Origin of the sequence: Sinomonas gamaensis, assembly GCF_005876955.1 — a bacterium.
Classification (GTDB): domain Bacteria; phylum Actinomycetota; class Actinomycetes; order Actinomycetales; family Micrococcaceae; genus Sinomonas; species Sinomonas gamaensis.
The window spans coordinates 43,015-65,288 of record NZ_SSCL01000017.1 but is presented as its reverse complement, the minus strand read 5'-3'; the positions used below and the strand labels follow the sequence as shown (position 1 = coordinate 65,288).

At 69.6% G+C, this 22,274-nt stretch carries 24 protein-coding genes and 1 tRNA gene; 12 read left to right on the top strand and 13 right to left on the bottom strand.

Features of this window, described 5'->3' with window-relative positions:
* Window positions 1-10 precede the first annotated feature (10 nt).
* Both E5679_RS18100 and E5679_RS18095 read right to left on the bottom strand, forming a co-directional pair.
* A complete protein-coding gene (locus E5679_RS18100; protein WP_138418485.1) occupies window positions 11-1,309 on the bottom strand; it encodes an MFS transporter in 1,299 nt (432 codons plus the stop codon).
* Window positions 1,306-2,019, bottom strand: coding sequence for an alpha/beta fold hydrolase (locus E5679_RS18095; protein WP_171042439.1), 714 nt, complete (start codon window positions 2,017-2,019; stop codon window positions 1,306-1,308). The genes E5679_RS18100 and E5679_RS18095 overlap by 4 nt, the downstream gene beginning before the upstream one ends.
* 141 nt (window positions 2,020-2,160) lie before the next feature.
* Here E5679_RS18095 and E5679_RS18090 point away from each other — a divergent pair, with 141 nt between their 5' ends.
* The 5 genes from E5679_RS18090 (at window position 2,161) to E5679_RS18070 (ending at window position 4,897) form a co-directional block, all read left to right on the top strand.
* On the top strand, window positions 2,161-2,916 hold the full coding sequence (locus E5679_RS18090) for a flavodoxin family protein (RefSeq protein WP_138418481.1): 756 nt from the start codon (window positions 2,161-2,163) through the stop codon (window positions 2,914-2,916).
* Window positions 2,917-2,960: 44 nt separating this feature from the next.
* Complete coding sequence (locus E5679_RS18085) at window positions 2,961-3,482, top strand: universal stress protein (RefSeq protein WP_138418479.1); 522 nt, start codon at window positions 2,961-2,963, stop codon at window positions 3,480-3,482.
* Window positions 3,482-3,964 (top strand): fluoride efflux transporter CrcB, encoded by a 483-nt coding sequence (gene crcB / locus E5679_RS18080; RefSeq protein WP_138418477.1) that lies wholly within the window; start codon window positions 3,482-3,484, stop codon window positions 3,962-3,964. Before E5679_RS18085 ends, crcB begins: the two co-directional genes overlap by 1 nt.
* Entirely contained in the window at window positions 3,961-4,326 is a 366-nt protein-coding gene (locus tag E5679_RS18075; protein WP_138418475.1) for a fluoride efflux transporter FluC, read from the top strand. The genes crcB and E5679_RS18075 overlap by 4 nt, the downstream gene beginning before the upstream one ends.
* 64 nt (window positions 4,327-4,390) lie before the next feature.
* Window positions 4,391-4,897 carry a helicase associated domain-containing protein gene (locus tag E5679_RS18070; protein ID WP_138418473.1) on the top strand — a complete coding sequence of 169 codons (507 nt, stop codon included), beginning with the start codon at window positions 4,391-4,393 and terminating at the stop codon, window positions 4,895-4,897.
* An 18-nt stretch (window positions 4,898-4,915) separates the two neighbouring features.
* Here the strand turns inward: E5679_RS18070 and E5679_RS18065 are convergent, their stop codons facing one another.
* Window positions 4,916-5,983, bottom strand: a complete 1,068-nt coding sequence (locus tag E5679_RS18065) for a zinc-dependent alcohol dehydrogenase family protein (protein WP_138418471.1) — start codon at window positions 5,981-5,983, stop codon at window positions 4,916-4,918.
* Between the two features lie 86 nt (window positions 5,984-6,069).
* Here E5679_RS18065 and E5679_RS18060 point away from each other — a divergent pair, with 86 nt between their 5' ends.
* Both E5679_RS18060 and E5679_RS18055 read left to right on the top strand, forming a co-directional pair.
* Window positions 6,070-7,689 carry a helix-turn-helix transcriptional regulator gene (locus E5679_RS18060; RefSeq protein ID WP_138418470.1) on the top strand — a complete coding sequence of 540 codons (1,620 nt, stop codon included), beginning with the start codon at window positions 6,070-6,072 and terminating at the stop codon, window positions 7,687-7,689.
* A gap of 213 nt (window positions 7,690-7,902) precedes the next feature.
* A complete protein-coding gene (locus tag E5679_RS18055) occupies window positions 7,903-9,024 on the top strand; it encodes a flavin-containing monooxygenase (protein WP_138418468.1) in 1,122 nt (373 codons plus the stop codon).
* Between the two features lie 89 nt (window positions 9,025-9,113).
* Here the strand turns inward: E5679_RS18055 and sucD are convergent, their stop codons facing one another.
* The 7 genes from sucD to E5679_RS18020 form a co-directional block, all read right to left on the bottom strand.
* Entirely contained in the window at window positions 9,114-10,049 is a 936-nt protein-coding gene (sucD, locus tag E5679_RS18050; protein ID WP_138418466.1) for a succinate--CoA ligase subunit alpha, read from the bottom strand.
* 10 nt (window positions 10,050-10,059) lie between these two features.
* A complete protein-coding gene (gene sucC / locus E5679_RS18045) occupies window positions 10,060-11,238 on the bottom strand; it encodes an ADP-forming succinate--CoA ligase subunit beta (protein ID WP_138418464.1) in 1,179 nt (392 codons plus the stop codon).
* A 351-nt stretch (window positions 11,239-11,589) separates the two neighbouring features.
* A complete protein-coding gene (pcrA, locus tag E5679_RS18040; protein WP_138418462.1) occupies window positions 11,590-14,019 on the bottom strand; it encodes a DNA helicase PcrA in 2,430 nt (809 codons plus the stop codon).
* Between the two features lie 94 nt (window positions 14,020-14,113).
* A complete protein-coding gene (locus tag E5679_RS18035; RefSeq protein ID WP_138418460.1) occupies window positions 14,114-14,368 on the bottom strand; it encodes a hypothetical protein in 255 nt (84 codons plus the stop codon).
* A 9-nt stretch (window positions 14,369-14,377) separates the two neighbouring features.
* Window positions 14,378-14,896: a DUF892 family protein gene (locus tag E5679_RS18030; protein WP_138418458.1), complete on the bottom strand. Its 519-nt coding sequence runs from the start codon at window positions 14,894-14,896 to the stop codon at window positions 14,378-14,380.
* 144 nt (window positions 14,897-15,040) lie between these two features.
* The gene (locus E5679_RS18025) at window positions 15,041-15,229 is read right to left on the bottom strand and encodes a hypothetical protein (RefSeq protein ID WP_138418456.1); all 189 of its coding nucleotides are present in this window, start codon (window positions 15,227-15,229) and stop codon (window positions 15,041-15,043) included.
* Between the two features lie 95 nt (window positions 15,230-15,324).
* Entirely contained in the window at window positions 15,325-16,143 is an 819-nt protein-coding gene (locus E5679_RS18020) for an inositol monophosphatase family protein (RefSeq protein WP_275092563.1), read from the bottom strand.
* Between the two features lie 35 nt (window positions 16,144-16,178).
* On the opposite strand from E5679_RS18020, the gene E5679_RS18015 reads away from it, so the two are divergent.
* A complete protein-coding gene (locus E5679_RS18015; protein ID WP_138418454.1) occupies window positions 16,179-16,814 on the top strand; it encodes a hypothetical protein in 636 nt (211 codons plus the stop codon).
* On the opposite strand, the gene E5679_RS18010 is transcribed toward E5679_RS18015, so the two are convergent.
* Window positions 16,771-17,538, bottom strand: a complete 768-nt coding sequence (locus tag E5679_RS18010) for a DUF998 domain-containing protein (RefSeq protein WP_138418453.1) — start codon at window positions 17,536-17,538, stop codon at window positions 16,771-16,773. The genes E5679_RS18015 and E5679_RS18010 overlap by 44 nt on opposite strands.
* Before the next feature lie 50 nt (window positions 17,539-17,588).
* Here E5679_RS18010 and E5679_RS18005 point away from each other — a divergent pair.
* Window positions 17,589-17,662, top strand: a tRNA-Arg gene (locus E5679_RS18005).
* Window position 17,663: 1 nt separating this feature from the next.
* The gene (locus E5679_RS18000) at window positions 17,664-18,137 is read left to right on the top strand and encodes a DUF6314 family protein (RefSeq protein ID WP_138418451.1); all 474 of its coding nucleotides are present in this window, start codon (window positions 17,664-17,666) and stop codon (window positions 18,135-18,137) included.
* Here E5679_RS18000 and E5679_RS17995 read toward each other — a convergent pair.
* Entirely contained in the window at window positions 18,121-18,564 is a 444-nt protein-coding gene (locus tag E5679_RS17995; protein ID WP_138418449.1) for an NUDIX hydrolase, read from the bottom strand. The genes E5679_RS18000 and E5679_RS17995 overlap by 17 nt on opposite strands.
* Window positions 18,561-20,474: an ABC transporter ATP-binding protein gene (locus E5679_RS17990; RefSeq protein WP_138418447.1), complete on the bottom strand. Its 1,914-nt coding sequence runs from the start codon at window positions 20,472-20,474 to the stop codon at window positions 18,561-18,563. Before E5679_RS17990 ends, E5679_RS17995 begins: the two co-directional genes overlap by 4 nt.
* 162 nt (window positions 20,475-20,636) lie before the next feature.
* Between E5679_RS17990 and E5679_RS17985 the strand changes: the two genes are divergently transcribed.
* Together E5679_RS17985 and E5679_RS17980 are read left to right on the top strand one after the other, a co-directional pair.
* A complete protein-coding gene (locus E5679_RS17985) occupies window positions 20,637-21,374 on the top strand; it encodes a hypothetical protein (protein WP_138418445.1) in 738 nt (245 codons plus the stop codon).
* A complete protein-coding gene (locus E5679_RS17980) occupies window positions 21,371-22,102 on the top strand; it encodes a hypothetical protein (RefSeq protein WP_138418443.1) in 732 nt (243 codons plus the stop codon). The genes E5679_RS17985 and E5679_RS17980 overlap by 4 nt, the downstream gene beginning before the upstream one ends.
* Window positions 22,103-22,274: the final 172 nt, after the last annotated feature.

Here is a 22,274-nt window from a genome sequence, read left to right as displayed (position 1 = left end):
GTCCCCCATGTTAGGCGCTCGTCCGCGCCCTCTCGAGGCGTGGCTCAGACGAGCGGATCGCCGCGATCCCGCACCCGGCCATGACGACGACAGCCGCGAGGACGAACAGGAACGGCACCGTCCATCCCCCGGCGGCGTCGCGCAGGAAGCCCATGAGGATTGGGCCGACGGACGCTAAGCCGTAGCCGACCGACTGGATGAACGCCGTCATGCGCCGGTTCTCATCGAGCGAGCGGGCCCGTTGGATCACCACGGTGAACATGACCGTGAAGGTGCCGCCCTGGGCGACGCCGCCCACGAGGGCCCACAGCGGCCAGAGGTCGGCCGCCAGCAGGATGCCGACCGGCAGGGTGATCCAGCAGCCCGCAACCAGAGCGAACAGCGGCTGCGGCCCCCATCCGGCGCGGGCGAGCGCCGGCACGAGCAGGGGCCCGAAGATCGCGAAGAGCTGGAAGAGGCTCGCCGCGAGCCCGGCCTCCGAGGCGGTCATTCCGCGGGTCTGCACGAGGAACGTGGGCAGCCACAGCGTGATGCCGTAGTAGCCGAGGTTGTGCAGGGCGAACGCCACGGTGAAGAGCCGGGTCATGCGGCGGTTGGCCGGGCTGAGCTTCGGCGCCGGAACCGTGGGCAGCGGCCCCGTCTGGGTCCCGGGCTGTCCTTGGGCGGCACGCAGCTCGGCACGACGGCGGGCGGCGGCCCGGGCCAGCGGGCCGGGGAAGTCATTGTCCGACCACCGCGGACCGTCCTTGGAGGGCGGGAACACGGAGAACCAGACGGCACCGGCGAGCGCGGTGAGCGCGAGCCACGAGACGAGGGACCATTGCCAACCGACAACTCCTGCGAGCGGCGCCGTCATCGCGGAGGCGATCGTCGTGCCCACGTTGACGGCCGCCGTCGTCAGCCCTGTCATGAGCGCGGCGCGGTGCGGGAAGTCCCTGCCCACGAGGAGCGGCGTCACCACGTTCACGATCGTCATCGCGACCCCGAGCACCACCGTGCCCACGATGGCCCCGACGGGCCCGCCGAACGACCGGAACACGACGCCGAGCGCGAGGCCCCCGAAGAAGTAGAGGTTGGCGTGATTGAGCCCGATCTTCCCGATGAACCACGCCGCGGCCGGCGTGACGAGCCCGAAGCACAGGACGGGGATGGCCGTGAGCAGGCCGGCGACTGCGGCCGAGAGGCCGGTGTCGTGCTGGATGCCGCCGAGCACGGGGCCGAGGCTCACGAGCGGCGCCCGGGCGTTGAGGGACATGAGGCCGACGGCGAGCAGGGCCAGGACGCTGGCACGGCCGATCCGGCGGCTCACGAGGGCGTCGTTTCCAGCAGGAGGCGGGCCACCACGCCCGGGTCGGTGTACATCATGACGTGCGGCGCCCGCTGCACGACTACCACCCGCGGCGAGCGGGCGCGTGCGGCGAGGCGGTGGAGCCAGTCGGGCGGAGCGATGGGATCCCGCTCCCCGCCGACGATGAGCACCTCCTGCTCGAGGAGGCCGATGCGCTCCTCGATCCGATGCGCCATCATCTCGCGCAGCGTCTTGAGCCACCACGGGACCCCGCAGCGCAGGTAGTCCCTCGTGATGATCCCGTTGACGTCCCACGGTTCCCGCAGCGTGTCCTGCAGGAGCCGCAGGCCCTGCATCGGCACAGAATGCTCGGCGGTGTTCACCGTGGGCGCGAGCAGGGCCACGCGCTCGCGTCCCTGCCGTTGGATGCCCATCTCAACGGCCACCTGACAACCCATCGAGTGCCCCACGATGGTCGGCTGGCCGGCCTCGAACCGGTCGAATGCGCGCCACGCGGCCTCGGCGAACTCCCCCATGCTCAAGGGGCGCTTCGGCTCGAGGTTCTTCCCGTGGCCGGGCAGCTCGAGCAGGAACACCCGCGAGTGCTTCGCGAGTTCCTCGGCGAGCGGCCGGAAATAGACCGACGAGGCCCCGATTCCGTGCACGAGCACGAAGGTCCGCTCTCCCGAGCCACCCGTCCGAACGTGGATCCCGTTGCGCTCGTCGAGCACATGAACGTCCCCGAATCTCTTGGCCAGAGCTTCCTCCTTTGTCGCCTGACCAGCCTAGTCATACAAGCGGACGACGCCGGACCTCGCCTCGGGCGGGCAGGCGCGCCTAGCATCGAGGCACCCCGACGGAAGGAGCCGGCCATGCTGCCGGAATCGGTCCAGGCCTTCATCGACGCCGAGATCGCGGCCAACACCACGGACTTCACCGACCTGCGCGCCGTGTATCTCAACGGAACCCTCAAGCGCAGCCCCGAAGTCAGCCACACGGACGGCCTGCTCGCCATCAGCCGGCATGTGCTGGAGGGCGTGGGCGCCCGCGTGGACGTGGTCCGCACGGTCGACTATGACATTCCGCCCGGCGTCTACCCGGACATGCGGGAGCACGGCTGGGAGACGGACGAGTTCCCTGACCTCTACCACCGCCTCATCGAGCCGGCGGACATCGTGGTGATGGCCACGCCCATCTGGCTCGGGGACCAGTCCTCCGTGACGCGCAAGATGGTCGAGCGGCTGTACGGCTGGTCGGGCGAGGTGAATGCGGCTGGACAGTGGTCCTACTACGGCAAGGTCGGCGGGGTGATCGTGACGGGCAACGAGGACGGCGGCAAGCACTGCTCCGCCCAGCTGCTCTACGCGCTCAGTCACATCGGGTTCACCATCCCGCCACAGGCCGACGCCTATTGGAACGGCGAGGCGGGCCCCGGGCCGTCCTATCTCGACGACAACCGCGGCGCGCAGAACCACTGGACGACCCGCAACACCGTGTTCGCCGCGTGGAACATGCTCCACACCGCGCGCCGTCTGAAGGACGCGGGCGGGATCCCTGCCCAAGGGAACGTCACGTTCAATTGGGACCTCAGCAATCCTGAGCACCCCAATCCCGAATACCGGAGCTGAGCGCAGCCGGGGGGCGCTAGACGTCCCGGCGGTAAGCTGGCCGGGTGCCCGATGCCCAGCCGACCCCTTACCGGCCGCGCCGTCTCGACGGACCCGTGCTCGTCGGAGTGACCCCCGGCCAGTCGCTCGCCGTGCTGCATCGCGCGGCGGACCTCGCGCACACTCTGGCCGTCCCGCTCGTCTGCGCCTTCGCGGACCCCGCCGCGTTCTCCGAGCGCGAGGCCGACGGGCGGCGAGAGGCGGTCGCCATCGATCCCGACGGGGTCGACGACGACGCCGCGAGCATCCGCGCGGATCTCTACCGCGGCCTCACCTCCGAACTCGCCGTTACGGGCCTGACCTGGACCTTCGTGGCCCTCGCCGGCGAACCGGCCGCCGCGTTGGGCGGTCACGCGGAGGAGATCGACGCCTCCGTGATCGTGGTCGGCAGCAGGGAGCGCGCCCGCCTTGAGGAAGTCATCGGGGGCTCCGTGGCGCTTCGGCTCTCCCATCGGCAGGCGCGGCCCGTCGTCGTCGTGCCGCTTGGCCATCACGTGGGCCACCACCGCGGGCGCGGGGAACGGTGATGGCGGCGAAGCCCAATGCGGCCGCGGACCCGCGGGACGCCGGCACCCTCGGTGCCCCGCGCCCCAGCCTCCCGCTCCATCTGCACCCGGGCTACATCGCCGTCGTCGTTCTCGGCGGGGTGCCGGGGGCGCTCGCCCGCTACGGCCTCGAGCTCTTGCTGCCCGCACCCGCCGGCTGGCCGCTGCCCACCCTGGTGATCAACCTTGCCGGGGCCTTCATCCTTGGATTCCTCCTCGAGGCGCTCGCCCGGCGCGGCGCCGACCACGGACGACGGCGGATCCTCCGCCTGCTCATCGGAACCGGCTTCGTCGGCGCGTTCACCACGTATAGCACCTTCGCCGTCGAGGCCGACCGACTGCTCGCCTCCGGACGCCCCCTCGCCGCGCTCGCCTACCTCGCTGCGACCGTGATCGGCGGGGTCCTCGCGAGCGTCCTGGGAATCTGGGTTGCGTCGGTGCGGCGATCCCGGAGAAGTGCATGACGGTTCTGCTCCTCGGAATTGCTGGCGGCCTGGGTGCCGGAACCCGATTCGTGGTCGACGGGCTGGTCCGCTCCCTGTTCCGCACCGCCCTCCCGTTCGGAACCATCCTCATCAACGTGACCGGCTCGTTCCTCCTCGGCCTCGTCACGGGCGCCACCCTCCATGGCGCGCCGACCGACCTCCAAGCTGTCGCGGGCACGGGGTTCCTCGGGGGCTACACCACCTTCAGCACGGCGAGCGTGGAGACGGTCCGTCTCGTCCAGGCCGGGCGCCCCGGCCTCGCGGCCCTGAACGCGCTCGGGACCCTCGGCCTGACGCTCTTGGCCGCCGCGGCCGGCGTCATCCTCGTCGGCGGTTTCTGAGCCGCTGCTGCCGCATCCGGCGTGCCTCCCCGCAACCCTGAAGCTGCCGATTTAAGCTCCGCTTGTGGCCAATTCGTCCGGAACCCCCGAGGGCGCCCGAGGGCTTGAGGCCCGGGAGATCCGCGGCCTCGTCGAACAGCTGCGGCTGCTGAGCGGCGTCCCGTCAGCCTCCCCTGCGCCGCCCCCGTCTGGCCGTACGCCCTCGACGCCCGGCAGTTTCCCGTTCCCGGTTCCACACGCTCACGCGGCGTCCGGCGGCACGGGTTCGCAGCCCAACCTCAAGTTCCGGAACCTCCTCGCCCGCGTGGTCGAATTCAAGAGCGCGGAGGGCCGGCTTCCCGGGTGCGGGCGCGCGCCGCGCGACGAGCGGAACCTCGGCGCGTGGCTCTACCGCCAACGGCGCCGCTGGGCCGCAGGCGAGATGACGGCGAACGAGGCCGAGGCACTCGACGCCGCGCTGGGCCCGTGGTGGACCCTCCCGCCGCGGAAGGCGCGCAAGGCGGAGTCCGAGGCCTTGCGGGGCCACCGGAAGGCCCCGGGCGAGCCGCCGCGCCGGTCGATGTCCGCGTAGCCTCCCCGGGCCAACCCGTCAGTCGGTCCCGCCGGGCACGAGCATGACCTTGATGGCCCGGCGCTCATCCATCGCGGCGTACGCCTCGGCTGCGTCTTCGAGCGGCATCACCGAGTCGAAGACGAGGCCCGGATCGATGGCCCCGGACAGCACATCCTCGAGGAGCTCCGGCAGATACGCCCGGGTCGAGGCCGCACCGCCGCCCACCGAGATGTTCTTCGAGAACAGCAGCCCAATGGGCAGCTCGGCGCCACCCGCGGGAACGCCCACGAAACCCACGCTTCCGCCGGGACGGGTGCAGTGCAGCGCCTGATCCATGGATTCCTTGGTGCCCACGCACTCGAGCACCGAGTCCGCCAGGACTCCCCCGAGCAGCTCCCGCACCTTGTCCGCGGCAGCCTTCCCGCGCTCCGCGACGATGTCCGTCGCCCCGAACTTGCGGGCGATCTCGGCACGGTCCTCGTGCCGTGACATCGCGATGATGCGCGCGGCGCCCAAGCGCTTCGCCGCAAGGACCCCGCAGAGGCCCACAGCGCCGTCGCCCACCACCACGACGCTGCGGGTAGGCCCGACGTCGGCGGCGAGCGCCGCATGGTGTCCCGTCCCCATGACGTCGGAGAGCGTGAGCAGGCTCTTGAGGAGAGGCTCGTCCGGCTCGGTGACGCCGCGCACGGGCACGAGGGTCCCATCCGCCATGGGAACGCGCACGCCCTCGCCCTGCCCGCCGTCCACCGGGAAGCCGTCCTCGTCGGTTCCGCCCCAGGCGGCGCGGTGGTCGCACGCGACCTGGACGCCGTTGAGGCACTGGGGGCATTCGCCGCACGAAACGGCCCACGGCGCAACGACGAAGTCGCCCTCGGAGACGACCGAGACGTCGTCCCCCACGGCTTCGACAATGCCCACGAACTCGTGCCCGATCGGGTGCGGCTTCTCGGTGGAGCGCACACCACGGTAGGGCCACAGGTCGGAGCCGCAGACGCAGGCGGCGACCACCCGCACGATCGCATCTCCGGGCAAGTGCAGCTCGGGATCTGGCCTGTCCTCAACCCGGATGTCGTGAGGGCCGTAGATCATGGTGGCTCGCATGCTGACTCCTTCAAGTGCTCTTCGACTTGGCTTGCGCACTGACATCCAACCTACCCCGGTCTATGCTCTGAGCGAGGTGGTCCGCCATGCCGCACACGCTGACCGACGACGGCCGGATGCTCTATGCAGCCCAGTCCTGGACCGCTGCCCTCCATGCCTTCGAGCAGGCGGACCGGGAGCTTCCGCTCCCCGCGGCGGATCTCATGCGCTTTGCCTTCTGCGCGTTCCTGCTCGGACACGAGCGGCAGTGCATCGACCTTCTGGGCCGCGCCTTCCGCGGTTTCCTCGAAGCGAGCGACGGCGCCGCTGCCGCCCGCGCCGCCTTCTGGCTCGCCTTCGTGCACGAGTCGCGCGGCGACCCTGCCCGTGCCGAAGCGTGGGGCCGCCGCCTCGCGGGGATCGTCGACGAGGCGAGCCTCGATGCCGAGCGCGCCCTGGTCTTCTCAGGGCTCGGGCACGTTGCGCTCGCCTCGTCCGAACCCGCCCAGATCCGGCGGGCCCTCGACCTCTCCCGGGACGCCGTCAAGATCGCCGTGCCGGCCGGCGACACCGACACCGCGGTCCTCTCCCGGCTCAGCGCCGGATGGGCGCTCCTGCGCCTCGGCAGCAGCGCCAAGGGGCTCGCCGAACTGGACGACGCCATGGCCATCGTGACGTCCGGCGAGGTCCGGACGCCGATCGTGAATGGGGTCGCCTACTGCTCCGTGATCTCGGCATCGCTCCGGTTCGCAGACGTCGCCCGGGCGCGCGAATGGACTGCGGCTGCCTCCGATTGGTGCGCACGGCACCCCGAACTCGTGCCCTTCCGCGGTGAGTGCCTGGTCCACCGTTCCGTGGTCAAGATGCTCGACGGCGATTGGCCCGGCGCGCTCGACGAGGCCGTGCGCGCCGGTGAGCGCCTCCTCCCGGCCGACGCCGGGCTCGCGAGCTACCAGATTGGGGAGCTGCACCGGCTCGCGGGCCGGTTCGCGGAGGCGGAGAACGCCTACCGCGTCGCGAATTCGGCGGGGCGCAGGCCCGAGCCTGGCCTCATGCTCCTGCGCCTCGCGCAAGGCCAGCTCGAAGCCGCCGTCGTCTCCGCTCGCCGTCTGGACCGCGAGCTCACAGGGAACGCCGAGCGGGCGGAGTTCCTCCAGGCGTACGTCGAGGTCATGGCCGCCGCGGGGCAGGCCGAGTCCGCGGGCCGAGCGGCCGACGAACTCGCGAACATGGCTGGACCCCAGCCGGCGCCCCTCCTCGCGGCCCGAGCCCTGACCGCCGACGGCCTGGCCCGCTTCACCGCGGGCGACCTCGCAGGCGCCGCCGCGGCCCTCCGGGAGGCCTCGCAGCGCTGGCACAACCTTGGGATGCCGTACTTGGAGGCCCGTGCACGCGCGGGCCTTGGCCGGTGCTACGCGGCCCTCGGCGACGACGAGGCCTCCGCACTCGAGGTCGACGCCGCCCGCGCAGCGTTCGAGCGCCTCGGCGCGGCGCCGGACCTTGCCGCGCTGCCGGGCCCCGCGCCGTCGTCGACCGGGCCGCTCACGCCTCGGGAGGTGGACGTGGTGCGACTTGTCGCGAAGGGGCTGACGAACCGCGCGGTCGCCGAGGAACTCGTACTGAGCGAGAAGACCGTCGCGCGGCACCTGGCGAACATCTACACGAAGCTCGGCATCGCCTCCCGGACAGCCGCGACGGCCTACGCCTACGACCACCGCCTCCTCTGAACCTGCTCCTTCCCGCCAAGCCTTCCCCGCTTGCGCCGTCACCTCCGCAGGGTCCCCACCGTTGCGCAAGCGCCTGCACAGAATCACCCATGGCGAGCGCCAACAGATGCATCATCCGGCCGACGCAGCCTACCTCTCGGCACTCGTACCGTCGATTCAGAGCCCGAAAAGGGATTCAGAGCCCACAAGGGGCTTAGGAGTCGGAGGACAATCATGACTGGCATCGAACCCTTCGCACCGGCCGCGGCGACATCGAAGGGCGAAAGCACCGAAACAGTGATCATCGGCGGCGGGCAGGCGGGGCTCGCGACGGCATTCTGGCTGCGCCGCGCAGGCCGAGAATGCGTGGTGCTCGAGGAGCGCCAGCGCGTGGGCGACCAATGGCGCGAGCGGTACGACTCGCTGCGCCTCTTCACCCCCGCCCGGGTCGACGGGCTGCCCGGCATGCCATTCCCCGGCCCGAAGTCGGCGTGGCCCACCGGACCCCAGCTCGCGGACTACCTAGAGGCCTACGCCCGGTTCGTCGGAGTCCCGCCGCATACCGGTGTCCGCGTGGCCTCGGTTGATCACTCGGGCGATGGTTTCCTCGTCTCCACGACCTCGGGCGAGTTGCGTGCGCGCAACGTGGTGGTCGCGACCGGAAGCGACGCGTTGCCGAAGATTCCCGAAGTCTCGGCCCAGCTCGACCCGGGGATCCGGCAGCTCCACTCGAGCCAGTACCGGAATCCGTCACAACTGCTGCCGGGCCGGGTCCTCGTTGTCGGGGCCAGCCAGTCGGGTGCCGATCTTGCCCTGGAGGCCGCGCAGGCAGGCCACGAGACGTGGCTCTCGGGGCGCCACCACGGCGAGATCCCGGTCGACGAGCGTCTGGCTGGCCCGTTCTTCTGGTTCGCCCAGAACTACGTCTTGACCCTCAAGACTCCCATCGGCCGCAAGCTGCAGCCCGTTATCCGCCGCGGTGGCTCACCACTCATCCGGACCAAGCGCGCGGACCTCGACGCTGCCGGGGTGCATCGCACCCCGGCCCGCACCGTGGGCTCCGCGGACGGCAAGCCGACGCTCGACGACGGGACCGTCCTCGACGTAGCCAACGTCCTGTGGTGCACGGGGTACCGTCCGGACTACGCCTTCCTCGGCGTCGGTGCCGTCGGCGCGGACGGCTATCCCGCCGAAACCGAGGGCGTGGCCGACGGCGTTCCCGGCCTCTTCTACGTAGGCCTCGTCTTCCAGCGCGGCTTCTACTCGCATCTGGTGGGCGGCGTGGGCCGGGACGCGAAGTTCATCGCGCGCCGGATCGTTGCCCGAGAAGCAATGAGGTCGCCTCACAAGCAATAAGAACGACGACGGCGGCCTGACACACGAATGCGCCGTCACCTTTGCGGGGTGGGAACCCCGCAAAGGTGACGGCGCAAGCGGAGCGGAACTCAGAGGTTCGACGGCTCCTCGTGCTTCGGGTACACGCTGCGGAGGAGGTGGGCGGTCTCGGACGGGGTCTTGCCGACCTTGACGCCCGCGGCCTCGAGGGCCTCCTTCTTCGCCTGCGCGGTGCCGGAGGAGCCGGAGACGATGGCGCCGGCGTGGCCCATGGTCTTGCCCTCGGGCGCGGTGAAGCCGGCCACGTAGCCGACGACCGGCTTGGTGACGTTGTTCTTGATGAACTCGGCCGCGCGCTCCTCGGCGTCGCCGCCGATCTCGCCGATCATCACGATGGCCTTGGTCTCGGGGTCGGCCTCGAACGCCGCAAGGGCGTCGATGTGCGTCGTGCCGATGACCGGGTCGCCGCCGATGCCGATGGCCGTGGAGAAGCCGAGGTCACGGAGCTCGTACATCATCTGGTAGGTCAGCGTGCCGGACTTCGAGACCAGGCCCACCCCGCCCTTGCCGGTGATGTTCGCCGGGGTGATGCCCACGAGGGCCTCGCCGGGGGTGATGATGCCGGGGCAGTTCGGGCCGATGATGCGGGTGAGCTGCTTGCCCTCGGCGTCCTTCTTGGACTGGGCGAGGGCCCAGAACTCGGCGGAGTCCTGCACCGGCACGCCCTCGGTGATGACCACGACGAGGCCGATCTCGGCCTCGATCGCCTCGACCACGGCGTCCTTCGTGAAGGCCGGCGGGACGAACACGATGGAGGTGTCCGCGCCGGTCTCGGCCATGGCCTCCTTGACGGAGCCGAACACGGGCAGCTCCACAGGGTTGCCGTGCTGGTCCTCGTGCTTGACCGTCGTGCCGGCCTTGCGGGCATTGACGCCGCCAACGACGTTCGTCCCCGCCGCGAGCATGCGGGCGGTGTGCTTGGAGCCTTCCGAGCCCGTGATGCCCTGGACGATGACCTTGTTGTTCTTGTTCAGGAAGATCGACATTGTGCGTCCCTTACTTCACAGCGTTCGACGAGTTGGCAAGCTCGGCGGCCTTGTCGGCGCCCTGGTCCATGTTCTCGGCGAGGGTGACCAGCGGGTGGTTGGCCTCGTGCAGGATGCGCCGGCCCTCGTCCACGTTGTTGCCGTCGAGGCGCACGACGAGCGGCTTGTTCGCCGAGTCGCCCAGCTTCTCGAGGGCGCCGACGATGCCGTTGGCAACGGCGTCGCACGCGGTGATGCCGCCGAAGACGTTCACGAACACGCTCTTGACCTGCTCGTCGCCGAGGATGATCGAGAGTCCGTTCGCCATGACCTCGGCCGAGGCGCCACCGCCGATGTCGAGGAAGTTGGCCGGCTTGACGTTGCCGTGCCGCTCGCCCGCGTACGCGACGACGTCGAGCGTCGACATGACCAGGCCCGCCCCGTTGCCGATGATGCCGACCTCGCCGTCGAGCTTGACGTAGTTGAGGTCCAGGGCCTTGGCCTTGGACTCAAGCGGGTCCTCGGACTCCTTGTCCGCGAGCTCGTCGTGCTCCTTGTGGCGGAACTCGGCGTTCTCGTCGAGGGAGACCTTGCCGTCGAGCGCGATGAGGTCGCCCGAGCCGGTCTTGACCAGCGGGTTGACCTCGACGAGCGTGGCGTCCTCACCCTTGAAGACGTCCCACAGCTTGACGATGACGTCCGCGACCTTCTCGCGCAGCTCAGGCGCGAAGCCAGCGGCCTCCGCGATCTCGGCGGCCTTCGCGGCGTCGATGCCCGTACCCGGATCGACCGGGACCTTCGCCAGCGCCTCCGGGCGCTCCACCGCGAGCTGCTCGATCTCCATCCCGCCCTCGACCGAGCACATCGCGAGGTAGTTGCGGTTCGAGCGGTCCAGCAGCACCGAGAAGTAGTACTCCTCGGCGATGTCCGCGCCCTGCGCGATCATGACCTTCTTGACCGTGTGGCCCTTGATGTCCATCCCGAGGATGTTCTTGGCGTGCTCGTACGCCTCGTCGGCGGACTTCGCAACCTTGACACCGCCGGCCTTGCCGCGGCCTCCGACCTTCACCTGGGCCTTGACGACGGTCACGCCGCCAATCTTCTCGGCGGCAGCCTTCGCTTCCTCAGGGGTGTGCGCAACGATTCCGGCCAGCACGGGCACGCCGTGTGCCTCGAACAGATCGCGCGCCTGATATTCAAACAGGTCCACGGTTCAGGGTCCTCTACGTCGAAGTAGTTCTGACTCGGAACACCCTTGGTTCGCCGGTGGGAGCTCCCCCGTCGGCGGGCCCAGTGCTCCAAGGGGAAACTCTAGCCCCTCCCGGCAGGACCGGTCCCGCCGCGGCGCTTTTCGTGACCAAGGGCACAGCTCTACATCGTGTAGAATTCGCTGCCAAACCAGCCGTCCTCCCCAGCTTTCTTGCCGTCCTCCCCAACTTTCCAGCGGACGACGACGGCACTCATCTGGGATGCCGGGCCTTCCGTCTCCGTTGGACTCGCCGAGCGATGAGAAAGCTGGGGAATTCGGCCGAAAGGTTGGGGAGCTTGGCCGGCGGGGTCGTCAGCTCACCTTCGTCAGGGGCGCGTATCGCAGGAGGAGCCTCTTCTCCCCCACGGGGAACGTCACCTTGGCCACAGTCTTGTCCCCCGAGCCCTCGACCCCGATGACGGTGCCGTTGCCGAAAGCGGTGTGGTTGACCTTGTCCCCCACGGATACGGAGATGATCTCCTTCTGCGGCTGGACCCGGTTGGCTCGGACCGACGCAGGCGGCGAGGCCACCGCGTCGAACTGGGCGTTGCGGCTCGTCCCCGAGCCCCAGTACGACCCGGAGTAGCGCGACGAGAAGCGGTCCCCCGCGGAACCGACTGCCGGCGGACGGGCCGAGCCTTCCCGCTTCCAGTCGATGAGCTCGGAAGGGACCTCTCCGATGAACTGGCTCGCCGGGTAGTACTCGCTCTGGCCCCATAGGCTCCGCACCTCGGAGCGCGTGAGGTAGAGCCGCTCGCGGGCCCGCGTGAGGCCCACATAGGCGAGCCGCCGCTCCTCCGCCAGCTCCTCGGGATCGGTCGCGGACCGTCGGTGCGGGAACACCCCATGCTCAAGACCCGTGAGGAACACGACCGGGAACTCGAGCCCTTTGGCGGTGTGGAGCGTCATGAGCGTCACGACACCTTGCCGCTTGGCCTCTGCGACCGCGGCCTCGACCTCCTCCGGCGAAGCTCCGGGCGCGTCCGGGATCTGGTCCGCATCCGCCACCAGCGAGACCTGCTCGAGGAAGTCGGAGAGCGTTCCCTCAGGATTGTCCCGCTCATATTCGCGGACGACGGCGACCAGCTCGGCGAGGTTCTCGACGCGCGACTCGTCCTGCGGATCGGTCGAGCTCCTGAGGCCGGCCAGGTAGCCGGTCTGCTCGAGGACCGCTTCGAGCGAGGCGGCGGCGCCAGAGCCCGCGGCGACGACGGCAAGGTCGTCGAGGAGCTTGACGAAGCCCTTGACGGCGTTCACGGAACGGGTCGCCATGGCCGGCGCCTCGTCGGCCCGGCGCATGGCCGCCATGAACGACGTCCGGTCGCGCTCCGCGAGCGCGGCGATCGCCCCCTCGGCCCGATCGCCGATGCCCCGCTTCGGCTCGTTGAGGATGCGGCGGAGGTTGACGTCGTCGTCCGGGTTCACGAGCACGCGCAGGTAGGCGAGTGCGTCCTTGATCTCCTTGCGCTCGTAGAAGCGGGTCCCGCCCACGACCTTGTACGGCAGGCCCACGCGCATGAGGATTTCCTCGAGGCTGCGGGACTGCGCGTTCGTGCGGTAGAAGACGGCGACGTCCCCGGGGCGGTAATCGCCCGTGTCCACGAGCCTGTCGATCTCGCCGGCAATGAATCGCGCTTCCTCGTGCTCGTTCTCCGCGGCGTAGCCGATGATCTTCTCGCCGTTGCCCTCGGCCGTCCAGAGGGTCTTCTCGGGCCGGTTCGGGTTGCGCGAGATCACGGCGTTTGCGGCCGAGAGGATCGTCTGCGTGGAGCGGTAGTTCTGCTCGAGCTTGATGGTGCGGGCGTTCGGATAGTCCTTCTCGAACTCCACGATATTGCGGATGTCGGCGCCGCGGAACGCGTAGATGGACTGATCCGAGTCGCCCACAACCGTGAGCTCGGAAGCGGCCTCACCCTCGCCCACGAGCTCCCTCACGAGCGCGTACTGGGCGTGGTTCGTGTCCTGGTATTCGTCGACGAGCACATGACGGAACCGCCGCCGGTAGCCTTCTGCGACCGCCGGGAACGCCCGGAACAGGTAGACCGTCTCGGCGATGAGATCGTCGAAGTCCATCGCGTTCGACTGCCGCAGCCGCTCGGTGTAGCCCTTGTAGACCTCGGCAACGCCTGCCTCGAACACGTCGTTGAGGTTCGCGCGCGAGGCGAAGTCATCCGCGTCGATGAGCTCGTTCTTGAGGGCGGAGATCTTGTTCTGGACGGCCTTCGGCGCGACCTTCTTCGGATCCAGCTCGAGGCCCTTGTGGACGAGCGTGATGAGGCGCAGCGAATCGGCCGCGTCGTAGATGGAGAAGTTCGAGTTGAGGCCCACGGCGGAGGCCTCGCGCCGGAGGATTCGCACGCACGACGAGTGGAACGTGGATATCCACATACGCTTCGCCCGGTCGCCGACAAGCGACTCGATGCGCTCGCGCATCTCGGCTGCAGCCTTGTTGGTGAACGTGATCGCGAGGATCTCGCCGTGATGGGCGCGCCCCGTGGCGATGAGATACGCGATGCGGTGCGAGAGCACCCGCGTCTTGCCCGAACCCGCGCCCGCCACGATGAGCAGGGGGCTTCCGGCATGGATCACGGCCTCGTGCTGCTGGGGATTCAGCCCCTCGAGGAGACGCTCGGCGCGTTCGTCCGGTTCGGGAACGGGAGGCTCGAGCTCGTCCGGTTCCTGCGCGCCCCCAGGCGTGCCGGGCTTGGGCAGGTCAGCGTACGGATCGAAGAGCATCTCCATGATGCATCCATTTTAAGCGCGAACAGCTCGGGCCGACGCCGTTCGCTACGCCGGCCCGAGACCCTTCCGCGTGTGCCGCCGGCCAGTCGGGCGCTCAGCCCTCTGGCCGCTCGCGGCGCACGCCGTAGTGATGGCCTTCCGAATCGGTCTCGACGTCGATGCCCTCGAGCTCCTGGGATTCCTTCAGGTCCTCCGGGTTGCGCCCGTGGGCCTCTTCCTCCGCCAGGTTCCGGTGCGCTGCCGGCCCGTACACGCTGCGGAGATGACCCATGGTCCGCATGAAGTGACTGAGCCTGCTGTGGGGAGCGCCGGGTTCGTGCCGGAGCTCACGGCCAGTGGACTCGCTCACGGTTTCCTCCTACTCGGTCGTCTCGATCGTCGCCTGCACCGTCTCGTTGCTCGCGAACACCCTCCTGATCAGGTCGAGGATGCGGTTCCGGGACGCAAGCTGCTCCACGACGATCGCCTCAAGGCGCTCCGCGATGCTCTCATCGAGCCATTCCCGCGCGTAGAGGGCCAGAGGCTCGTAGATGGCGATCGCTGCGTAGAGCTCCTCGAGTGCCAGGGGCAGCACGGCGAGGTCCTTGAGCGGCTCGTCCGTCTTCCGCAGCACCATGTGCGCCTCATGATCGAGGCCGTCGGCGAGATGTCCCGGGGGGACCGCCACGTTTCGCTCCAAGTCGGCAAAGAGGTCCTCGAGGACGGCCGCGTGGAGCCGCGCTTCCTCCTGCAGGTCCCGCATGAGAGCGTTGACTTCGCGTCGCTGGGCGTGCTGCTCAAGCGTCCCGAGGGTCACGATCGCGCGGCGGCTCGTGCCACGTGCGATGCCGAGGCGGTAGACGAACAGCTCGTGGGCTTCGGTGAAGTACTCGAACACAGCGCGACCTCGCTCTCCGCGGACCTGCCTGCCGCGAACGCCAACCGGCCGCGCCGGGCATCTCCTCCCTCAATTTTCCCGCGGTGCGGGACGGGCGGCAATGCCTTGCGCGGCCGGCTGCTGACGGCGAATGCCAGATGCCGATCAAGCGTCGGCGCTGCGGTGCTGCTCCGCAAGGTCGGCGGGATCGGCTTCGATGATCACAGGCTCCTCGTCGATCAGGCCGTCCTCTTCATCCCAGACTGGGAGGTCCGGTTCCACGGAGTAGTCGAGCGACGGATCCTCTTCCTCGGGGAGGCTGCGGATCGGATCTTGGCCTGCAACGCTGGCCATCGTGTCCCTCCTTCGCATCGGTTTCCGGTCTCTCCAGAACATCACTGTGCGCGCAGAGGGTCAAGGGCAGCAGAGGGTCAAGGGCACCCAATCGCTCAGGCGATGCGCACTTCGGCGAGCGCGTCGAGGATCTGGCCGACCGCCGTCGTGCCTCCCGCGGCGAACCAGGTGAGGCCGTTGACGTCCACGGTGCCCGTGGTCCCGCCGGCCGCGCGGACGATCGCCTTGCCGGGGAGCCAATCCCATTGGGGGCATGAGTGCTGGAACCACGCGCCGATCTCGCCTTGAGCCACGCGCGCCAAGTCGCACGAGCCTGAGCCGAGGATGCGGATCGAGGCAGCCCTCACCGCCGCGTTGTGCCAGGGCATCGCGGAGAGCGGCTGCTCGAGCCATCGCGGCTGGATCGAGGTGGCGGCGCCGAGCAGGCCGAGCGGCGCTTCCTCGGGACCAGCGAGGGGTTCTCCGTTGAGGGTCGCGGGGACGTCGATTCCGCCGACCCACAGTTTCTCCTCCTGCGGCTGGAATACGGCGCCGAGGAGCACATCGGGGTCGGCCTCGCTCGTCTCGGCCTCGCCGCGGAGCGCGATCGCGGAGCACCAGTAGCGCGAACCGGAGAAGAAGTTGAAGGTGCCGTCGACGGGGTCGATGACCCAGGTGCGGCCGGAGGCGGACGGGATGGAGGCGCCCTCCTCGCCGTAGACTCCGTCCTCCGGGCGGCATCGGCCCAGCTGGGCGACGACGTAGGCCTCCGCGGCCTTGTCCGCGGCGGTCACGATGTCGGAGACAGACGTCTTCCGCTCGGCTGAAAGCCCCTCGAGGCGCATCTGCAGCGCGAGGCCGCCCGCGTTGCGCACCAGGGCGGCCGCGAGGGCGGCGTCGTCGAGGGCAGGGTCCAGGGCCAGATCATGCGTCAGCTGGGGCACCCCACCAGCGTAGCGATAATGGAGAGATGTCCAAGACCCCCGCCCAGCGTGCGCGCAAGCACGGCAGCAGCGCCGCCGTCGCCCCTTCCGGGCGCAGCGCGCCGCCTGAGCAACCACGGAAGGCGCAGCCCGGCGAGGGGAACCCCAAGCTCATTGTCATCGCGGCGCTCGGCGCCACGCTGTTCATGTTCTGGTACTTCCACCTCCTCACGCTGACGCAGATGACGCAGCTCAGCAATGGCCTCGCGATGCCGGATTCGCTCGTCGGCGGCTTCTCGGCCGATTATCTGGAGCGCCTCCGGGGTGTGATGGACGCTGACGCGCTGGGTCAGCTCAGTTACGTGCACAAGACGGCGGGGACGATCTTCGCGATCGTCTTCGCCCTGACGTTCGCCCTGGTCTTCGCTGCGTGGGCGCGGCCCCGGGCCGCTCGCTGGGCGGGCGTCAGCCTTGCCGTGGCGTTCGCGGTGGTGCGCATCGCCGGATCCGTCGCGATCGACGGCGCACTCGGCTCACGCCCGTTCGACGCCGGCCAGGCGACCCTCGCCTCGGTGCTTGTGATCTTGGGCTGGGTCCTCTTCACGATCGTGGTCCTCGGCGGCGCCGCCGTCCTGTTCGTCAACTGGCGGCGGAGGGCTGGCTCGCCGAGCGCAGGCTCCTGAGCCTCGCGCGCGTTCGCCGGGCGCCCGAGAAGATCACGGCCCCCATGAGGGCGATCCCGAGCGTGATCGAATAGGCCATGACCCGCTCGAGCAGGCCGGGCAGCGGGACGTGGAGGCGGGTGATCGCGGCGACGGCCGTGGCCACCGCGGCAATCGCGCCCAGGACGAGCACCGCCCACCCCGCGCTGGTGCGTCCGACCCACTGCACCCCCAGCACCACGAGCGCGAGCGAGCTTCCGCCGAAGTAGAAGCCGGCCCCCGTCAGATGGAGCGCGGCGATCGTGTCCTCGGGCACGACTCCCACCACGACGAGCCCTGCGCCCGAGAGGCCCAGCAGGATGCGTACGGCCGTCGCAGCGAACGCTTCTCCCGGGGACGGGCTGGCCGGGGCCGAGGAGCGTGCCGGCGTGTGCCGCGCGGCCACGCACAGCACGGACGATGTGATGAGGAGAGCGGCGAGGATCATCCCCAAGCCTTGGAGCACGAACGAGCTGTCCATGAGCCAGTTGAGCGGGGAGCAGACGTTCCGCCCGCTGTGGGGCTCGCATCTGAGGGCGCCGAGATCGCTGATGAAATTCTCGGAGAGGCTGTAGGGGCTCGGGCCGGCCCAGCGGAGGGCCACCACGGCCTCCGCCACGAAGAACTGAACGACGCTCACGGCAGACCAGGCGCCGAGATAGTGACGGACGTCCGCCGGGGCGGGGAAGGGCTGGCGCGAACGCATGAGGCCCAGACTAGCTATATGCTAGAAGCCGTGCCCGGAATCCCGGGCGGGCCCCCGTAGCTCAGTAGGATAGAGCGGCCCTCTCCTAAAGGGCAGGCCATCGGTTCGATTCCGGTCGGGGGCACGTGGGGTCGTCAATCCCGGATCTCCGCGCTTACCTCCGCGGCACGTGGAACGTGCAGCGCTCCCTCTTCGACCGGGCCACCGGGGCGCGCGGCAGCTTCACCGGCTCGGTCGCCTTCGCTGCGATGGACGGTGCGCCGGACGACGACGGCGCCCTCCTCCAGCGCGAGAGCGGCACCATCCGCTGGGGCCAGCACGAGGGGCCTGCCACCCGCGAATACGTCTGGCGCCCCACGCCCGAGGGCCACACGATGGACGTCTACTTCCCCGACGGCCGGTTCTTCCACCGCGTGAGCCTCTCAGCCGAGCTGGCGTCATCTGATTCAGCCGGCGCCCAGGCGGAGCACTGGTGCGCGCCGGACACCTACCGCGTCTCCTACGAAGTCCTGGGGCCGAACGAGCTGCGCTACGAGTGGGACGTGAAGGGCCCTGCGAAGGACCTGCTCCTCACGACTGTCCTCAAGCGGATGCCGTAGGACTCGGGGCGCCCCTTCGACTCCGGGTCACCAGCGCCGGGATGACGTGATCGGTGAGCAGCGGCGCCAGGTCGGGAGGCAGCTCGCCTTCCAGGTCCAGCCACCGCAGCTCGGCGATCTCCCGGGCCGGACGGATTTCGGCGGGATCGTGGAAGCCAGGAGCGGTGAACACGGTCGCCTCGATGTCCGTGCCAGCTTCATTGGCGGCGCGGGCCACCCAGAAGCCCATGAGTCCGAGCTCGTCGGCCGGCACCTCGATGCCCACCTCCTCGGAGAGCTCTCGGCTTGCCGCCTCGGCGGCGTTCTCCCCGGGCTCGGGCTTGCCTCCGGGGTGCATGAACCGGTCCGTCCCGTGCTTCCGGACGGTGAGGAGGCGTCCGTCGGGCGCGAAGACGCACACGGCGGAGACGACGATGCGGGCGCTCATCCGTCAAGCCCCACGGCAGAGTCCACAGCTGAATCCTCGGCCACGGCCACTGCTTCGGCGAACTGCGTGGTGTAGAGCTCCGCATAGCGCCCCTCGGCGGCCAGGAGATCCGCGTGCGTGCCCCGCTCCACCACGCGCCCGCCTTCCATCACGAGGATCAGGTCCGCCGCGCGGATCGTCGAGAGCCGGTGCGCGATCACGAGCGCGGTGCGTCCCTCGAGCGCCTCGGTGAGCGCTGCCTGCACCGCCGCCTCGTTGGTCGAGTCGAGGGACGCCGTCGCCTCGTCGAGGATCACGACGCGCGGCTGGGCGAGCAGGAGGCGTGCGATCGTGAGGCGCTGGCGCTCCCCGCCCGAGAGGCGGTAGCCGCGCTCCCCCACCACGGTCTCGAGGCCGTCGGGCAGCGAGCGCACCATGTCGTCGAGCCGCGCACGCCGCAGCGCGTCCCACAGTTCGTCGTCCGTCGCGACGGGCGCCGCGAGGCGGAGATTCGCCCCGATGGACTCGTGGAAGAGGTGGCCGTCCTGGGTGACCATGCCGACCGTCGCCCGGAGGGATTCGAATGTGGCGTCCCGCACGTCCACTCCCCCGATCCGCACGGCCCCGCTGTCCACGTCGTACAGGCGCGAGATGAGCTGCGCCGTCGTCGACTTCCCCGCGCCCGAGGAGCCGACGAGCGCGACCGTCTGCCCTGGCTCCACGCGGAAGTCCAGCCCGTGCAGGACCTCTTCGCCCCCGCGCGTGTCGAGGACCGCGACCTCCTCGAGCGAGGCGAGCGAGACCTTCTCTGCCGAGGGGTACGAGAAGCGCACGTCGTCGAACTCGACGGAGACCGGCCCTCGGGGAAGCGGCTTGGCGTCGTCCTTCTCCCGGATGAGCGGGACGAGGTCGAGCACCTCGAAGACGCGCTCGAAGCTCACGAGCGCGCTCATGATGTCCACGCGCGCGTTTGAGAGCGAGGTGATCGGCGCGTACAGCTTGGTCAGCAGCAGGGCGAGCACCACGACGTCGCCTGCCGCCATCTGCCCGCCCACGGCGAGCGCGCCGCCCACCCCGTAGACGACCGCAAGCGCGAGGGAGGAGACGAGCGTGAGCGAGGTGATGAACGCAAACGCGAGCACGGCGCTGCGCACTCCGATGTCCCGCACGCGCTTGGCCTTGGCGGCGAACTCGGCCGATTCCTCGTTCGGGCGGCCGAAGAGCTTGATGAGCGTGGCGCCGGGCGCCGAGAAGCGCTCGGTCATCTGGTTGCCCATCGCCGCGTTGTAGGCCGCGGCCTCGCGGCGCATGTCCGCGATCCTGGCACCCATCCTCCGCGCCGGGAACAGGAACAGCGGCAGGATCAGCAACGAAAGGACGGTCACGATCCATGACTTCTGCACCATGACCGCCACGGTCAGGATGAGCGAGACGCTGTTGCTCACGATCCCGCTCAGTGTCCCGGCGAACGCGGACTGAGCGCCGATCACGTCGTTGTTGAGTCGGCTCACGAGCGCGCCGGTGCGTGTTCGCATGAAGAATGCGATCGGCATCTTCTGGACGTGGTCGAAGACCGCGCGCCGCAGGTCGAGGATCACTCCCTCGCCGATGACCGAGGACAGCCACCGGGCGATCAGGCTGAGCCCCGCGTCGGCGATCGCGAGCAGGCCGATGAGGACCGCGAAGAAGGCGACGGGACCGAGGCCGCTGCGCGCCACGATCGCGTCCACGACCTGGCCGGCGAGCACCGGGGTGGCAACGGAGACGACCGCGGCGAGGATCGAGACGAGGATGAACACCAGGATGCGCCCGCGATAGGGCACGGCGAAGGCGAGCACCCGCTTGAGGGTCGCCTTGGTGAACGGATTGGCCCCGTCCTTTGCCTTCCCCATGGCGTGCATATAGCTCCACGCCGCCCGGTCCATGCTCATGCGCGGCCTACCGCCTTTCCTGCGGATCCTTGGGGACTTTCTCCAGAAATGGAAACGCCCGCTGGCTCGCGATTGGGGGGTGCGCGAGCCAACGGGCTTGCAACAAGCATAGACCAGGGCGAGCGAGCCGTAAAATCAAATGCGGTCGAGGAAAGGTTGTGAATGTCCGTCTCTGCGATTGCCTTCCAGCGCTGGATCAGCCAGTTGGCTCCGGGCTCCAGCACCGCGGATGTCTGCCGCCAGTCGGGCGTCAAGAGGAGCACCCTCGCCCAGCAGCTCGTGCGGGGCAAGGTCGCGGAAACCACTGTCGTCGCGGTGGCCCGCGCGTATGGCCGCAACCCCGTCCTCGGCCTCGCCGAGTTCGAACAGTACCGGGAGCTCGCCGCGAGCATCGCGCCTCCCACCGACGCCGAAGTGCTCAGCCAGACCCCCACCGCGCGGCTGCTCCAGGAGCTGCTCGTGCGCGTGGCTGCCCGGCCGGGTCACGCGCCGGCACCTCTCGCCGCGACCGATTCCCGGATCGCCGAGCCGGCGGCGGTCAAGCAGTGGGTCGAGGCGATTGACGACGGCGAACTCCGCCACCGCGTCAGCGTCGCCGCGGGCATTGCCCCCCAGAACTACTCGGCCCAGCTCTCCGCCAACCGCCTCACCCCCGAGCTCGCGGTACGCACCGCCCGGGAGGCCGGCGTCGGCCTCCGCAACGGGCTCGTCGTCACGGGACTGGTGACGGCCGCCGAAGCCGGCTGGCCGCCGTCGGCCGTCGAAGACGCCCTCGGGCGCCTCAGCGACGCCGAGCTCACCCTCCTCGCGTCAGAGCGGCTCGCCACACTGGGCCGCGCGCTCAAGCGCCAGGAACACGAGGAGCGCGCCTCCCGCCGAGCCTGGGACCACCTCGCATGATCTGGCTTCAGTGGGTCACGTGCGCGATCGTCACGGCTTTGGTCCTCACGCGGCTCCCGGCGTTCCTCCGCGGCAGGAACCGCCTCATGTTCTGGCTCATGACGCTGCTCGACCTCGTGATCCTCCTCAGCATCGAGGGTCCCTATCTTCTGGTGGACCGGCTGCTCGGCGGCCACAATATGGCGAACCTGCTCCTGCGGTTCATCATCTTCGGCTTCTGCCTCCTGCTCAGCATCCGGGTGGCCCGCGCGTTCTCGGGTTTCCGCGCCGAGCGCGTGCTCCTCGGGCCGATCGGGCTTGGGCTCCTCGGCGTCGCGAGCCTGGTCCTCGTCGCCTCGTTTGTGCTTGCGGGGCTCACCACCTCGAGCGTGGGGTTCTTCACCCCCGACCTCCAGTTCTGGCCGGCCGTCTACGGGACCGTGGGGCGCCTGTACCCGACGTTCACCGGCCTGGTGGTGCTGCCGGTCCTCGCCGGGACGGTGCGGCGACGCGGTCCCGCGACACTCCGGACGGCGGCCGGTCTGCTGGCGCTCGGCTACGTGGCGCTCGCGCTGTCCAACATCATCACGGTGCTGCCCAAAGAGGCACTGTGGCTGTCCCAGACCATCAACTACGGCACGATCCTTCTGCTCTGCGCAGGCTTGACGCTCATTTGGGCGAGTTCGCTCGCGGCACGTCTTTCCCGCCGCACGGTTGCCCGGAGCAACGTCAAAAATCCACACACTTGACGAATGAATTCACAAATTCATTACCCTGTGCCAGAATCATGAATGTGTGAACGCGACCTGTCAGGGGGATGGGCGGTTCTGCATTGGGGGGATGAGTGGCGGGGGGCGCCGGGCCGCCCCCCCACACCCCCAAAAACAAAACGGGGAAAAGCAACAACACCCCCACGGAAGG